Genomic DNA, 15181 nt, shown 5'->3' with positions numbered 1-15181 from the left:
GGAGCGTTGACTCATGCGGATGCTCCGGTGTAGTTCCGGATCCCCACCCTGAAGATCCACCGGGTGAAGGCGACGAAGGCGACCGCGACGGCGAACTCGCCGAGCAGCGTGTACCCCGACAGCCTCGACAAGAGCGCGTCGGCGGGCAGGGAGACCGACAGCCCGATCGGTACGACGAAGGTCAGGGCCGCCCGGAGCCAGCCGGGGTAGATGGTCATCGGCCAGCGGCCGGCCTGGTACACGTACTGGAACAGCTCGGCGATCTCCTCTGTGCGCACGAACCAGAACGACGTCGTGACCAGGGAGAACAGGAAGCAGTAGAGGATGACGGTGCCGAGGAGGAGCGCGACGCAGAACATCACGACGTCGGTGACCCGGATCTGCGCCGGCAGGAGCGTCGTCGCCCAGGCGATGACACCGAGCCCGAAGAGGACGTCGATGCCCTGCCACAGGTCCACCGCGCGGCTGCTGACCCACAGCTGGGTGTCCACGGGCTTGGCCAGGACGAAGTCGAAGCCACCTTCGCGTACGTCCTCGACCAGCCTGGCGAACACCGGCCGGACGATCATCCGGAGGAGCCCGCCGACGAGCGTGAAGACGCCGAAGAGGACCAGTAGCTGAGGTCTGCTCCAGCCTTCGAGGTCGTCGACATGGCTGAACACGAGGTCGATCGTGATGACGCCGATGACCAGCGCGAGCACGTTCTGCAGCAGTTGCACGGCGAGGTTGGCGCGGTACTGCAGCTCGTTGAGCAGTTGCACGCGGAGCATCAGCAGCGCCAACCGCGGGGCCCTCATGTCCCCACCGCCGTGTGCCGGCGGACCGCGGAGCGCCACATGAGCGCGACCGCGCCGCTACCCGCGGCCGCCCACAACGCCTGCATGCCGAGCCCGGCGAGCAGCTCCCGCGCCGGCAGATCGGCGACGAGCGACTCGACGGGGAATCCGAACACCCACCGGAACGGGAGGAACTCCGCGATGTCCGCGAGCCACGGCGGCAGCAGCGAGAGGGGCACGAGCCGGCCGGACAGGAGCAGCTCAAGGACGAGGAACAGGTCGAATGCCGCGCTAGCCCGGGTGGTCCAGAAGGTGGTCATGCCGAGCAGCCACAGGTACAGCGTGCGCAGCAGGAACGCGCCCCATAGGGCGAGGACGAAGACCACGAGCTCGACCGCGGTCACCGTCAGCTCCGGTCGGAACACCAGGGCCAGCGCGGCGGTGACCGGGAGCCACAGGACGATGGTGACGAGTTTCTCGCCCCCCTTCTCGGCGATGTCGGCATGGATCGGATGCATCGGCCGCAGGAGCGCGGCGGCGAAGGACCCACTGCGGATCCGGCCCTCGAATTCGTACGGGCTGAACGTCAGGGTCATGTTGCGCACCAGGGCCAGCACGACGAAGTAGGCGGCGATCTCGCGGTGGGTCCACGCTCCGACGGAGCCACCGCCGGCCGCGGCGACCGCCTGCCAGAGCATGAGGTAGATGACGCTCTCGGTGGCGATGATGGCTATCAGCAGGTAGTTGGTGACCCGGTACTGCAAAACCTTGCTCGCCGACACGGCGACGGACTTTCGATAGAAGCCGGCCCGCGCGCGCACGCGCGCCGCGACCCGGGTCATCGCCGTCCCCGGTTGGCGAATATCGTCGCGATCAGATCCTCGATCGGCGGGTCCGATATGGACAGGTCGACGACCGGGTGGTTGGCGAGCAGGTGCCAGGTTGCCGCAGCGATGTCGTGTTTCGGTATCCGGAGCCGGACCCGGCCCGGCTCGACCCGGGTGACCAGGCCGTACCTCGACAGGTCCGCGGGCCCGTTCAGGATGACGTCGACCTCCTTCATCGACCCGAACCGGGCACCGACGCCGGCCAATCGGTCGTCCAGCAGGATGCGCCCGCCATCGATGATGATCACGCGGCGGCACAGCGCCTCGATGTCGGCCATGTAATGACTGGTCATGAGCACCGTCGCGCCATGCCGTGCGGCGTAGCCGCCCACGAAGGCCCGGATCCGCCGCTGCATCACGATGTCGAGGCCGAGCGTCGGCTCGTCCAGGAACAGCACCGCCGGCCGGTGCAGCAACGAGCCGGTGAACTCGACCTTCATCCGCTCGCCCAGCGACAGGTTGCGCACCGGCTTGCGCAGCAGGGGGCCGATCTCCAGAGCCTCGACCAGCTCATCGCGGATGCGCCGGTAGTCCCGGTGCGGGATCCGGTAGACGGCACGGTTGAGCTCGAACGAGTCGTCGACCGGCAGGTCCCATTGCAGCTGGTTGCGGTTTCCCGCGACCAGAGTGATCTTCGTCAGGTAGTCGGGGCGCCGCCGGGCCGGTACGTGACCGAGGACCCGCACCTGGCCACCGGTGGGATGCAGCAGGCCGGTGAGGAGCTTCAGCGTCGTGGTCTTGCCGGCACCGTTCGGGCCGAGGAACCCGACGATCTCGCCGGCATGGATGTCGAAGGAGACCCCGTCCACCGCGAGGACCCGGCGGGTGCGGCGGCGTACCACGCCGGCGATGGCCGCGCCGAGGCCGGCGTCGCGTACCGGGACGGTGAATGACCTACGAAGATCTCGAACGGTGATCGCCGGGCCGCCGCCGGACGCCGTGCCGCGCGGCAGCGGTGTCCACCGGCCTTCCTGAATCTCGTTCACAGGCTGTACCGCTCGCAACGTCGATGGTTTGCCGAACGTGCCCATTTTCCGGGCCGCGCCTGCCCGTCACCTGTCACCTGTTCGCGGGGCAGCGGGCCGCCAGGTCCCGGATAACGGTGACTTGTCGCGGTGTCGTACTACGTCCATCATCTGGTGATCGTGGCTATGGACACCGTGACCTCGGCACCGTCGGCCGCGCCGGGCGCCGGGCTGGTCGACCTCGACCGCGGGTGGTCGATGTGGCCGCTGGCCGCGCTGCGCTCGGCGGGCCTGCCGTACGACCGGCTCGCCCCGCTGGCGGCCGCCGCCGAACTGGCGATGCCTCCGGGAGCCGAGCGCGACGCGGCACTGCGCGCCCGCTCGCGTACGGCGGTCGACCGCCTGCTCCTGGACGGCGTCCTGCTGAGAGCCCTGGCGTGGCAGAACCCGCCCGCGATGGACAACTGGGTCGGCGACTACGTTCGCGCGCTGGCGCAGGGCGAACGCCCCCGCCTGTCCAGGATGGATCGACGGGATGCGCTGATCGCCCGCTATGCGCAGCGCTACTGCGCCAAGAACGACACCATCGGGTTCTTCGGCCCGGTGTCCTGGGCGCGGTGGTCGCCCGGCACGACCTCGGTGTCCGGCGGCTTCGGCGTCCGGCGGTCCGGGGTCTTCTTCGAGGTGTGGGCGATCGAGGCGATCGCCGCGGCCTGGGCCGCCGACCCCGCGCTGCGCCGCCACCTTCCCGTCCGGCTGAACCCGTCCTGCTCGCTGGTGGACGGGTCGATTCTCCGGCCGCACCGGCCCCCGGTGCCGCTGGACCCGGCGGTGGCCGAGATCGTGGGGGTGCTGGGGGAGGTTCGATCCGTCGGTGAGGTGAAATCGCGCTTCGGACCCGCCGCGGTCGCGGCGCTGGACCGGCTGGCCGGCGCGGGGATAGTGCGGATCGGGTTCCGTGTTCCACTCGACGCCCACCCCGAGCGGCATCTCCGCGACCAGGTGCGCGCGCTGCCCGACGACTGTGCCGAGCGCGACCTGTTGCTGTCCACACTGGACTCCCTGGACGCGGACCGCCGCGCAGTGGCCTCGGCGAGCGGCGCCATGGCGTTGCACGAGCGGCTCGCCCGACTCCGCACGCGGGTGGCGGCATGCGGCGGTGACCGTGCCGTCACCGTGCCGCGGCGGACGTCGGGGGGCCGGACCCCGGTCTACCTCGACTGCCGCCGCGATCTCGACGTCGAGCTGGGCGCGGAGCTGCTGGACGGTCTGGCGGCCCCGCTCGGCATCCTGCTCGACAGCGCGAGGTGGCTGGCGGGCCAGGTGGGAGAGACCGTCGAGGAGGAGTTGGGCCGGCGGTACCGCAAGCTGCGTTCCGGCTCTGCCCGCGTTTCGCTCGCCGACCTTCAGTTCGCCTCCGCCGACGTGCTGGCGCAGGGGAACGACCTGCTGGACCCGGTCGTGGCGGACTTCCAACTGCGCTGGGCGCAGATCCTGTCCGACGGCGCGGCCGGCGTCGAACTCGACGTGGGGGAGGCCAGACGCCGCGCCGACACGCTGTTCCCCGCGAGCGGGCGGCTGTGGGCCGCCGCGCTGACCCATAGCCCCGACCTGATGCTGCGCCGCGCCGGTGGTGGCGCGAGGTGGGTCCTCGGCGAACTGCACGTCGCCCTCAACACCCTGGAGAGCCGGGTCTTCCGCACGCAGGCCGACGACGAGTCGGAGCTGGTGGCGCTCGTCGCGGACACATCACCGGGACGTGTCATGCCCGTCTACCCCAACTCGTCGCCAGAAGTCGGACCGCGCACCTACCCGCCGCCCGCGCTGGACCCGCCTGGCCGGTACCGCTACTGGTCGTACGGTGCCGACGACGGCCACCCGTCCGGTGCGGGCAGCACGCCGGCGACCGCGCTGTCGGTGACCGAGGCCGGCGGGCGGCTGATGGCCACGGCGGAGCGGGACGGCTGGGCCGCGCCGGTGCTCGAATGCTTCGGCGAGTTCGTCACCGCGCTCGTGGTCAACCTGTTCCGGCTGCGGCCGCCGAGCCGGTTCGCGCCCAGGGTGGCCTTGGGGGACCTGGTCGTGTGCCGGCGGAGCTGGCGGTTCCGGGCCGGCGAGTTCGGGACTCCGGCGCGGCGGCGCGAGGATCCGGGACACGACCGGATGCGCGCCTTCGCCGAACAGGCGCGCATGCCGCGGCACGTCTTCGTGCGGACCCCGGCGGCGGCCAAACCGTTCCATGTGGACTTCGCGGCCCCGCTGCTCGTGGACAATCTGGCCAGGGCGATCCGCGGCGCGGCGCCCGACGCGCCGATCGACCTGGTGGAGATGCTGCCCGCGCCGGACGAGCTGTGGTTGCGCGACGGTAGCGGTGCGCGCTACACCTCCGAGTTCAGGGTCGTCGCGGTCGATCGGCCCCGGGACCGGGCGTGATCGGGTGCCCAGCCGATACTGCGCAGCCGGCGCACCCTGGCCCCGCGCCGGGTCTTGGCCTCGATCGTTCCGGTTCCGACGTACAACCGCCGCGCGTCGGCCGCGTCGGCCCGGATGATCGGCTCGTAGTACATGAGGTTGAAGTAGACCGCCGCCTCGCGGACCAGCGGATGCGTGTCGTCACATCCCCAGACCCGCGTACGCCACACGGAGCCGAGATCCCACAGGGTGGTGAACGCGATGGGCCGGTCGGCCACGGACGCCACCAGCGCGGTGCCGCGGTCGCCCATGGCTTGTGCCGTGGTGCGCAGGTACAGCCGTTGGAGCTCCGGCCGGGGCGGCACCCCGTACCGGCTTTCCACTCCGGTCAGGTAGGGCTCCAGGTGGACGACCTCCGCCGGCGGCAGCTCGCGCAGGGTGACGCGGGACTCCCGGAACAGCCGGCGTTCCCGGCGGATGTGGGATCGGCGCTGCCTGGGCAGCGACATGACGTACTCGTCGAACGAGCCGTACCGGAGGTCGAAGTAGGCCTCCTCGCGTTCCCCGCTGAACTCGGGATCTGCTCCCAGACATGGTCGGACCGCGGCGTGCTGCGCGTCGCTCAGATGCGGGAAGCAGACCAGGTCAGGTGAGTGGCGGACACTGATGGCGACTGCCTCCTCGACCAGCGCGGCCGCCGTGTCCGGCGTGCATACCAGGCTGTTCGGCGCGGTGGCGTCCGACCCGATCAACATCATCGACCGCCACGCGGGGTCGGTCTCCTCCTGGAACAATCGCGCGACGGTCTCTTCAGGCAGCGCGGACCGGGATGTCGGGTACAGCGGCAGCAGACCGTGCACGCCCGAGCGGGTGCGCGCGGTCAGGTACATGGTGGTCATGGAGCTGAACCGCCGCAGGCGCTCGACCCGTTCCAGCTCGCGCAGATTCTGATCGGCCACGGGCAGCTCGGAGTGCCGGGCGCGCAGTTGTGCGATGGACGTGTGCAGTTCGACGACCGGTGGCATCCGGCCTCACACGAACCGGGGACCGGTCAGCCAGCCGAGCAACGTGTAGCGGGCGCCGGCGGTCACGTGGGTGACACGGTGGCCCTGGAACGCGGGGAAGACGACCGCTTGGCCGATCTTCTGGTCGATCGGCTCCGCCTCCAGGATCTGGAGCTCGCCGCCCTGGTAACCGTCGTTGAGCGGCATCGAGAAGGCCAGCTTGCTCGCGTCGGCGTCCGTGTAGTCGGTGTGCCAGTCGTGGCGGTAGCCGGGCAGATACCGCGCGACGCGCAACGGCTGGTGCCAGCCGTCGAGGGCCAATCCCCAGCACTCGTCGTTCACGTCCGCGAGGAAGCGCAGCGTCCGCTCGTGGAGGTCGTCGAAGTGCGTCCGGAGATCGAAGATGCTCTGCCGCACCACGTGCCCGACCGCGTCCTCCGGAACCTCGTAGTCGACCCACAGGTCGAACGCGTCCGCCGTGTACAGGAGCTCGCGGCACTCCTCCCGCGTCATCAGCTCGCGTTGGACGTACATCGGGAACGAACGTGCCGATTGCGACACATTCTGCATTTTTCCTCGTTTCATCGCTTCTTCTCATCGTGTCCGGGCCGGTCCGGTGCGGGCACGTCGCCGAATTCGGGGACACCTCGCCGGAGCTCATCGCAGGCTCGCGGCCGCCCACTCGTCGCGGCCGAGCGCGAACGCCATGTCGACGTGACCGATCGACGCGCTCGGGGACACCGCGACCCCGTATCCACGCGCCTCGCCCAGGGCCCATGCGTCCTCCGGGTGCACGGACTCGGTCCGGACGACCCGCCGCCGGATCCGGCCGAGCGTCTCGTGCTCGGCGGCGGCGTCGATCTCCTCGGCGAGCCGCACGGCGTGGCAGGTGCGCGCGTCCGGAACCGATCGCAAGACCAGGCTCTCCACCCGATCGTCGAGGCAGGCCGTCAGCGTCTCGAGTGGCGAGGGCCCTTCCGGCCGCCAGTCGAGCCGCCGCTCCGCCGCCCGGGCGTCCCGCCCGGTGGCGGACAGCAGAGCGTCGAACCTGAACCTGTTCATCACGGTCGGTGCTCGTCCCCGCCGGACCAGGGTGCGCACGGAGAACCCGGGCCCCAGGCTGCTCGCGATCCGGTCCAGGTCGGCATGGGCGAGGTGCAGCTCGGTGGTCCGCGCCATGGCCGCCCGCACCGATCGCCGAAACTCCCCGGCGGTCGTTTCGGCCGGGCCGCCGGTCGCCAGCTTCATCACCTGGCACGTACGGGACAGGTCGCGGTTGACGATGTCGCCGAGGAAGAACGCCCCGTCCGGGGCCAGCGCGCGGGTCGCACTGCCGATGACCTCGTAGAGATGCTCGACACTCGGCAGGTACTGGATCACGGAGTTGAGCAGGACCAGGTCGAAGGGACCGGTGATCCGGCCGGCCGAGCGCGCGTCGGCGTGCAGCAGCTCGACGGCGGCCAATGCGGGGTCGGCGCTGGTCAGCCTCCGTGCGCGCTCGATCGCCTCAAGCGAGAAGTCAAGGCCCAGATAGCGGTCGCGGCGTGCGGCCAGCCGGCTCATGATCAGACCGGCGCCGCACCCGATGTCGAGCACGCGCCGCGGCGACAGCGCGTCGAGACGCCGGACCGTGGTGTCCACCCACTCCCGCATGTGCTGCGGAGGTATCGACGTCGGCGTGTCGTGGTTGAACCAGCCGGCCGTGTTGAACCCGTCCTCGGCGTTCGCGCCCGAGAACCGGTAGGTGGTCTCCCAGTAGCCCTGCCAGCCCTGCGCGGACTCGGCCCCCGTTCCATCCGACGCCGCCGCGGTGGGCGCCGGGCGGCCGCCGGGCGGCGGTACGACTCCTCGTGATCGGAGCACCGCCGCGATCCGGCGCGGAGTGCGCAACGCGAACAGCAGCTCGACGGTGAGGTTCGATCCGAGCCACTGGTTCAGCAGCGACACGATCTCGACCGCATCGTCCACCGTCAGGCCGACCTGGACCATGGTGACGTCGGCATGGACCGCGCCGGGGTCCACCACCGCGGACCACACGTCGAGCACCGCACGGACAAGGTCGTCCACGTCCGGCGCCGGCGTGCCGGACGCCGCCTTCCGGAGGTCGCTCACCGCTGCGCCCTCCTCGTGCCGGTCGCCGTGAGCCCGCTGACGCACCCGGGGTGCCGCTGCGGTACCGCCCGGCTGAGGCTCGCGGGGCCGCTCATGAGGGAACGAGGTCTTCCGCTCGCCGTACCGCCGCCATGGCGTGGAACACGTCCTCCTCGGCTTCCGGGCAGTGCAGGATCACCGTGGTGACGCCCAGCCGCAAATACTGCAGGAGGATTTCCGCGACCTCTTCGTAGTTGCCGACCAGGTACGGACAGAACTCGTGCACCAGGCGGAACGGACGTAGCCAGTACGCCCCGGCGGCGTCCGACGGGCGGCCGGAGGCCTTCCACAGGTCGCTGTGCCAGTCGGCGTCGAAGTTGCCCGCCGTGAACTCGCGCATCGTCCGGCCGGCCGGATTCTCGGGATAGCGCCGGAGGGCGATGCGCCAGGCCTCGGCGCTCGTCTCCCTCGCGATGATGCCGATACGGATTCCCGTGCTGCCGGACGGGACGGAGCCGCCGTCGTACTCCGACGGCGGGTGCGGGTAGGTGAGCCTCGTGGCGTCGAGCGCGGCCGCCGTCCTCACGGCGGCCGGCGAGTTCCCCGCGACGAAGATCCGCGGCGCCAACCCCTCCGGCAAGGCGGGGCGCAGTGTCGCACCGATGAACTCGTAGTGCTTCCCGCGGTGCGTGTAAGACTGCTCGCCGCCGAGGAGCCTGCCCATGATCGTGCCGTATTCGAGCAGCCGCTCGTAGCGTTCGTCGTGCTTGAGGAAGCTGCCGTAGGCGTTCAGTTCCGGCAGGTAGCCTCCGGTGATCAGGTTCAGGTCGACCCTGCGCCCGTAGAGGGTGCCCATGGTGGTGACCAATCGGGCCGCGCTGTACGGGTGCAGGTATGCGGGCTGTACCGCGACGAGCGGCACGAGTTCCTCGGTCCGTTCGACGATGTACTGGGCCGCCGCCCACGGGTCGATCGACTCGCCGTCGGTGAACAGCAGCAGGCCGCGTACGCCGGCCCGCTCCGCCCACTTCGGCACCTCGTTGAGGTGGTCGAGGCCGTCCGGCGTTCGCTCTCGCACCCATGGTGCGGTGCAGTACAGGGTGACCATCTGAGCTCCTGGAGGTCGGTGGGCCAGGTCGGGATTCAGTCCAGGAAGCAGTCCTCGACGGTCTGCGCGAACTCGTCGAGGGACGCGCCGATCGGCTGCGGTACAGGCACGCATCCGCTCGTCCGGTACTCACCGAGCCGATCCTGGATCTCTTCTCGGCTTCCGATCAATGACAAGACCTCCGGGTCGTGCTTCCCATTGATGTCCAGGACGTATCGGTAGTAGGGCAGCATCCGGTAAGACGTCACGTACTTCGCCCACTGGGCCCGGTGCTCCGCCACCTCGCTTCCGCTGTAAGCAGGGAGATTGACGAGCACGCGGAATTCGTCCGCGCTCTTGCCGAATTCGGCGCACGCCTCATGCACGGCGGGCATGACGTGCTCCCGGATGTAGCGGGGCGAGCACAGCAGAAGGAGAATTCCGTCGCAGAACTCGACGGCGAGCCGGATCATCTGCGGCCGGAGCGCGGCGAGGTAGAACGGCACCGGCAGGCGCGGACTGGTGTACTGCGCGTGGGCGGTGAAGACCTCGCCGTCCCAGTCGACCGATCCGGTCGTGGTCAGCTCCCGCACGATGGACAGGTACTCGCGCATTACCCGGATGGGCGGTCCCTGTTTGTAGCCGAGCACGAACTCGTTGATGAACTGGTGGCTGAAGCCGAGGCCGAGCATGTAACGGCCACCGGACACTTCCGCCAGGCTGGCCGCCGACTGGGCCATCGACACCGGATGGCGGCCATACACCGGCAGCACGGCGGTGCCCACCCTGATGGTGGGGGCGGCATTCAGGTAGGCGGCGGCGAAAACGGTCGCGTCCCGCTGATCCGGCTGCTGCTCGAGCCAGATCTCGTCGACGCCGATATGGTCGGCGGTCTGGACCCGTTTGATCAGCTCGCCGGCGCTGAAATACCGCGGCGAGACGATGAGCGGCCGTCGCGCGAACGTCATGTCGCATCACTTCCCGCGATTTCCTCGGGGCTGGGAACCGGTATCGATCTTGAAAGGGCTGGCTCCCCAGTTTCACCGAAGCGACCGCCGGCTCCGATCCGCGCGCGCTGGCAGGAAACGGTCGGCAGCTTGCTGCCACCGGCCGCCTGTGGACATCGGGCGAGGAGAAGCGGGCGACCATCATGACCAGAGCATCTGCCGCCGATCGTGAAAGCCCTGCCACCAGACCGTGTCCGGTAAATCTCGGGCGAGGTCGCGCAGCCAGGACTTGACGTAGGCGGGGGAGCCGCACGCGACCGGGCGCCCGCCTGCCGTGCCACGCCGTTTGCGCCATTTCTGCTGATCGGTCTTCTCCGAGATGAACGCCTTGATGTCCCGGCAGCCCAGACGGGCGCGGATGTGGACCTGGCCGAGCACCGGCGACGACCTCGCGCCGTCGAATCGTCGGCCCGGGTGAGGTCAGCCGTTTTCCGGCTTCCGATGTCCTTCGAGCTCGGCGGCCAGTTGCCGGATGGTGGGGGCGGCGAACACGCGTTTCACCGACAGCGGCGTCTGGAAGTATTCCGACATGCGGTGCACCAGCCGGACCGCGATCACCGAGTTGCCACCGAGATCGAGAAAGCTGTCGTCAAGGCCCACCGCCGCCACCCCGAGCGCCTCCTGCCAAAGCCGGGCCAGGGCGCGCTCCGCCGCCGATTCGGGCGCCTGGTGGGGCGTCGCGAGGTGCCGGCGGTCGACCGCGGCCGACTCCGGCTTCGGCTCACTCGCCATCACGGCCGACGTTGGCTGGTGCGCGCGCCGCTCTCGCTCGGCCGGATCTCCCGGCGATACGACCACCTGCGGCCCCACGCCGCTGCCGAGGATGATCCGCAGCGCCCCTGCGTCTCCCGAGAGAGGACCTCGGCTCGGGACCGATCCGGGCGGGGTGGTGTACGCCGTCCGATCCGGCCAGTTGATGGAGACCACATGGCGGCCGGACGCCCACTGCGCCTGGGCGTATGCATCCATGACCGAATTCGCGCCGGCATGAGCGGTCTGCACGTAGTCGTCGGCGATCTCCGCTCGTGACGAGTGGAGTACAAGAAGCTTCGGGTGGAACACCTCGTCAGCCACGTACATTCCGGTCACCCTTGTTGCGAACACCCTTTCGGCCGCCTCGCGGGTGCGGGCTTCCGGCCGGCCGCCGCGGGCGATCCCGGCAAGGTGGAACACCCCGTCCACCGGGCCGTGCTCGCGCATGGCGGCCCCGCGTACCTCGTGCACGCGCGCTTCGTCCGTGACATCTCCGGAACAGACGAGAACGGCGCCGCCCGCCTCTTCCACCGCATGAACGCCACGGATCCGCCGCACGGTCGACTCATCGTCGCCGCTCGCAAGGAGCCGCGGCCATTCCGAGCGATTCGGCAAGCTCGTGCGGTCGAGCAGTACCAGCCGCGCACGCACGGCGTGGGCGAGCTGCCGAGCAAGCTCCAGTCCGAGTTCCCCCAACCCTCCGGTGATGACGTACACACCGCGCTCCCGCAGTACACCGTTGCCGGTTGGGCTCAACCGGAGAGCGGAGTGGGCAGGGACCCATCTCTTCCGGCCGCGAAAGGCGACCTGCCGTTCGAACGTCGGTGCGGTGAGTTCCTCGAACAGTCGGGCGCCGAGGATCTCGGGGTGGCCGGACCCGACGTCCAGGCTCTGACAGGCGGCCGAGGCGAGCTCCGGCGAGCCCGCGGTGACCAGCCCCAGGACGCTCGACTTCGCGGGCTCCACGCGCCCGTCGCCGGCCACGTCCTGCGCGGCGCTCGTGATCACGGAGACGCGGGCCGTGAGCGTGGTGCTCGACAGTGCCGCCTCCCGCATCACGTGCAGCGCGCTGAACAGACCTTCGTCGAGCAGCCTGCGAGCATATGCCTGCTCGCTCACGTCCTTCGGCCGGTTCCCCAAGCCCCAGGCATGGACGGCCCGTACGCGGGTGTATCCGGCGTCCACCAGGTCAGTGATTATCCGAGCGTGGTCGGAGCGTTGATCAACGCGAATCGTGTAGCGGCCATCCGTTTCCGCCGTGAACTCGGTCCCGGGCTCGACGACGATCACATTCTGTCCGGTATCGCGCAGTCGGCGGATCAGCTCGCCGGCGACCGGCTCCGCCCGGAGCCGGAAGACCACCCATGCCTTGTGCCGGTCGGCGGCGGGAAGCGGCGCCCGTTCCGGTGGCGGCGTCTCCCGCCAGGTGGGGACGTGGATCGGCCCGCCGTCATCGGTCGCCTGGGAGGCGTCTTCATCCGCCTCGACCCAGAATCGCCGCCGCTCATACGGATAGGTGGGCAGGGGAACGCGCCCTGGCCGGTCGTCCGACCAGAACCGCTCCCAGTCGACCGACGCTCTGGCCTCCCATAGCCGGCCGATCGCTTCCAAGAACACGGCGGGATCGTCGCGATCGTCCGATGCGCGACGCATGGCGGACACGACCGTCGGTTCCGGGCCCGCCTCCGGGACGGCGTGTGCGCGGACGAGGTCGCCGAGCGCCCGCCCGGGGCCGACCTCGGTGAAGATGTATGTCCCCTTGTCCACGAGCAGGCGAAGCATCTGCGTGAAGCGCACGCGGCCGCGCAACTGGCGGACCCAGTACTCCGGGTCCGTGGCTTCCTCGGCGGTGATCCAGGTGCCGGTGACGTTCGACTGGAACGGCTTGTGCGGCGGTCTCAGGCGGACGGCGCGGACGCGCTCGCGGAAGGCTTCGAGGACCGGATGCGGCAGCGGTGAATGAAGGGCATGCGACGTCGGAAGAGAGTGGCTTGCGATCCCTCTCCGGGTCAGCGCCTCCCGCAATCGCCGCACGTCGTCGTGCGGTCCGGAGGCCACGCACACCTCGGGTGCGTTGACCGCCGCGATGGCCACGTTCGCCGGAAGCAGCGGCCGGAGCGCTTCTTCGCTCGCCAGCACCGTGAGCATGGAGCCGCCGGGCAGCGACGGGACAAGTGAACCTTGATCTGCGACCAGCCGGATGGCGTCGTCGGCGTCCATCACTCCGGCGAGGCAGGCCGCCACGTATTCTCCGACGCCGTGCCCGGCCATCGCGGACGCTTCGATCCCGCGGCTTTCCAGCAACCGGGCGAGCGCGTACTCCACCGCGAAGAGGGCCGGTTGAGCCGCCGAGGCCCTGGCGAGCCGGGCCGTCGCTTGCTCATCGTCCGCTTCGGGGAACAGCAGTCCGGCCAGGTCCAGGCCGTGCGACTCGGCGAGGAGGGCGGAGAACCGATCGATGTGAGCGGCGAAATCCGGCTCGTCCTCGTAGAGGCCCCGGGCCATCCCGGGATACTGCGTGCCCTGCCCGGGAAAGAGGAACACGACCTCATGCCCGCCGGCTCGGGCCACCGTGGTCGCCGTGCGGCCCGGGCTACCGTCGCGCAGGCGGGCGACGGCCTCCGCGGTGTCCCGCGCGATCAGCACTCGTCGAGCGGCGCGGTCCGCGCGCCCGACGTTGAGCGTGTAAGCGATGTCGGCGAGGTCGCCGGACGCACCGGCCAGGTGCCCGGCCAGCTCGCGCTCGGATGCCTCCAGCGCCGAGGCGGTGTGGGCGGACAGCGTCAACAGCCGGTACGGTCGCGGCCGCCGCGCCCGTGGGCGGGCGCCCGGCGGCTCCTCGAGAATGACGTGCGCGTTCGTGCCGCCGACACCGAAGGCGCTGACCCCCGCGCGTCGCCGGTCGCCGTCGCCGCGCCACTTGGTGAGCGTGTCGACCACGTAGAAGGCGCTCGACTCGAAATCGATCTGAGGGTTCGGCTCGGTGAAATTGAGGCTCGCGGGGAGCAGGCCTTCGCCGACGCATTTCACGGTCTTGATCAGGCCGCAGACGCCGGCCGCGGCTCCGAGGTGGCCGACATTGCCCTTCACCGAGGCCAGGCCACGGGGTGCGCCCCGCGCGCCGTCACGCCGGTAGGCGCGGTCCAGGGCCGCCACCTCGATCGGATCGCTCACCATCGAGCCGGTGCCGTGCGCCTCGACGAAGCCGACGCCGGCCGGCTCGATTCCCGAGGCGGCGAGCGCGGCATCGATGACGGCCGCCTGGCCGTCGACGGCAGGGGCCATGAGCGCGGTCTTTCCCGAGCCGTCGTTGTTCACCGCCGAACCGGCGATGACCGCGTGGATCGTGTCGCGGTCGGCGAGCGCATCGCTCAGCCGGCGGATCGCCACGGCTCCGGCCCCGGAGCCGAACACCGTGCCGTTCGCGTTGGCGTCGAAGGGGCGCACCGTCCCATCCGGGGAGAAGAACCCGGCGCCCGCGGTGTAGAAATAGCCGCCGACCGGGAGCCGGATCTCCACGCCGCCGGCCAGCGCGATCTCGCACTGCCCGCTGCGAAGCGCCTCACAGGCCATGTGAACCGCCACCAGCGATGTCGAGCAGGCGGTGACCACATTGAGCGCCGGCCCACGCAGGTCGAGCCGGTACGCCACGCCCGTCGCGAGGTAGTCGAGGTGGTTCGCGAAAAGTACGCGCGCCTCTCCCACCGCCTCCATGAAGGCCCGGTTGGCGAGGACATTCTGCGTCAGGTACTCGTTGTGGCGGGCTCCCGCGTAGAGGCCGACCCGGCCGCCGAAGGCACCCGGATCGTAGCCCGCGTGCTGCAACGCGGTGTGGCAGATCTCCAGGAACACTCGATGCTGGGGATCGAGCATCTCGGCGTCTCGCGGCCCCACCCCGAAGAAGTCCGCGTCGAACAGCTCCATGTCATCAAGGACCGAGGCGGCCTTCACATAGTCCGGATCCCGGATATATTCGTCCGGAACTCCGGCCGCACGCAGTCGGTCATCGCTCAGCGTGGAGATCGACGCGACGCCGCCGGTGAGATTCTTCCAGAACTCGTCCACATCGCGAGCACCGGGAAAACGGCATGCCATGCCGATCACAGCAAACGCGTCCCGTGTGCGATCGACCACGTGCGCTCAACCTCCAGTTTCAGTGAACGAAATGATCCGCCATGCGGAGTCCGCAGGGGTGACGA

11 protein-coding genes are annotated in these 15181 nt (G+C 70.1%); 1 reads left to right on the top strand and 10 read right to left on the bottom strand.

Annotation, left to right across the window (positions count from 1 at the left end):
- Positions 1–11 precede the first annotated feature (11 nt).
- The 3 genes from BM339_RS21690 to BM339_RS21680 are packed head-to-tail and all read right to left on the bottom strand — an operon-like array spanning position 12 to position 2649.
- Positions 12–797, bottom strand: a complete 786-nt coding sequence (locus tag BM339_RS21690; RefSeq protein WP_024935938.1) for an ABC transporter permease — start codon at positions 795–797, stop codon at positions 12–14.
- Positions 794–1618 carry an ABC transporter permease gene (locus BM339_RS21685; RefSeq protein WP_021595036.1) on the bottom strand — a complete coding sequence of 275 codons (825 nt, stop codon included), beginning with the start codon at positions 1616–1618 and terminating at the stop codon, positions 794–796. The genes BM339_RS21690 and BM339_RS21685 overlap by 4 nt, the downstream gene beginning before the upstream one ends.
- Complete coding sequence (locus BM339_RS21680; RefSeq protein WP_021595037.1) at positions 1615–2649, bottom strand: ABC transporter ATP-binding protein; 1035 nt, start codon at positions 2647–2649, stop codon at positions 1615–1617. Before BM339_RS21680 ends, BM339_RS21685 begins: the two co-directional genes overlap by 4 nt.
- Before the next feature lie 165 nt (positions 2650–2814).
- Here BM339_RS21680 and BM339_RS21675 point away from each other — a divergent pair, with 165 nt between their 5' ends.
- Positions 2815–5061, top strand: coding sequence for a lantibiotic dehydratase (locus tag BM339_RS21675; protein WP_075022014.1), 2247 nt, complete (start codon positions 2815–2817; stop codon positions 5059–5061).
- Here the strand turns inward: BM339_RS21675 and BM339_RS21670 are convergent.
- From BM339_RS21670 to BM339_RS21640, 7 genes are all read right to left on the bottom strand, one after another.
- Entirely contained in the window at positions 5007–6065 is a 1059-nt protein-coding gene (locus tag BM339_RS21670; protein ID WP_021595039.1) for a peptidogalycan biosysnthesis protein, read from the bottom strand. The genes BM339_RS21675 and BM339_RS21670 overlap by 55 nt on opposite strands.
- A 6-nt stretch (positions 6066–6071) precedes the next feature.
- On the bottom strand, positions 6072–6578 hold the full coding sequence (locus BM339_RS21665; protein ID WP_075022013.1) for a 2OG-Fe(II) oxygenase: 507 nt from the start codon (positions 6576–6578) through the stop codon (positions 6072–6074).
- A gap of 123 nt (positions 6579–6701) precedes the next feature.
- On the bottom strand, positions 6702–8156 hold the full coding sequence (locus BM339_RS21660) for a methyltransferase domain-containing protein (RefSeq protein WP_075022012.1): 1455 nt from the start codon (positions 8154–8156) through the stop codon (positions 6702–6704).
- 91 nt (positions 8157–8247) lie between these two features.
- A complete protein-coding gene (locus BM339_RS21655; protein WP_021595042.1) occupies positions 8248–9243 on the bottom strand; it encodes an LLM class flavin-dependent oxidoreductase in 996 nt (331 codons plus the stop codon).
- Between the two features lie 35 nt (positions 9244–9278).
- Positions 9279–10190, bottom strand: coding sequence for an LLM class flavin-dependent oxidoreductase (locus tag BM339_RS21650; RefSeq protein ID WP_075022011.1), 912 nt, complete (start codon positions 10188–10190; stop codon positions 9279–9281).
- A 180-nt stretch (positions 10191–10370) separates the two neighbouring features.
- The gene (locus BM339_RS21645; RefSeq protein ID WP_021595044.1) at positions 10371–10607 is read right to left on the bottom strand and encodes a hypothetical protein; all 237 of its coding nucleotides are present in this window, start codon (positions 10605–10607) and stop codon (positions 10371–10373) included.
- A 42-nt stretch (positions 10608–10649) separates the two neighbouring features.
- Positions 10650–15116, bottom strand: a complete 4467-nt coding sequence (locus tag BM339_RS21640; protein WP_143118543.1) for a type I polyketide synthase — start codon at positions 15114–15116, stop codon at positions 10650–10652.
- Positions 15117–15181 lie beyond the last annotated feature (65 nt).

The organism is Actinomadura madurae (assembly GCF_900115095.1).
Taxonomy (GTDB): domain Bacteria; phylum Actinomycetota; class Actinomycetes; order Streptosporangiales; family Streptosporangiaceae; genus Spirillospora; species Spirillospora madurae.
Note: the sequence above shows the minus strand (reverse complement) of the source record. Positions and strands in the feature narration are given on the sequence as shown.

Excerpts from the sequence above, each read along its gene's own strand:
- BM339_RS21690 (WP_024935938.1), bottom strand. The coding sequence starts at position 797 with ATGAGGGCCCCGCGGTTGGCGCTGCTGATGCTCCGCGTGCAACTGCTC.
- BM339_RS21685 (WP_021595036.1), bottom strand. The coding sequence starts at position 1,618 with ATGACCCGGGTCGCGGCGCGCGTGCGCGCGCGGGCCGGCTTCTATCGA.
- BM339_RS21675 (WP_075022014.1), top strand. The coding sequence starts at position 2,815 with ATGGACACCGTGACCTCGGCACCGTCGGCCGCGCCGGGCGCCGGGCTG.
- BM339_RS21670 (WP_021595039.1), bottom strand. The coding sequence starts at position 6,065 with ATGCCACCGGTCGTCGAACTGCACACGTCCATCGCACAACTGCGCGCC.
- BM339_RS21665 (WP_075022013.1), bottom strand. The coding sequence starts at position 6,578 with ATGTACGTCCAACGCGAGCTGATGACGCGGGAGGAGTGCCGCGAGCTC.
- BM339_RS21655 (WP_021595042.1), bottom strand. The coding sequence starts at position 9,243 with ATGGTCACCCTGTACTGCACCGCACCATGGGTGCGAGAGCGAACGCCG.
- BM339_RS21650 (WP_075022011.1), bottom strand. The coding sequence starts at position 10,190 with ATGACGTTCGCGCGACGGCCGCTCATCGTCTCGCCGCGGTATTTCAGC.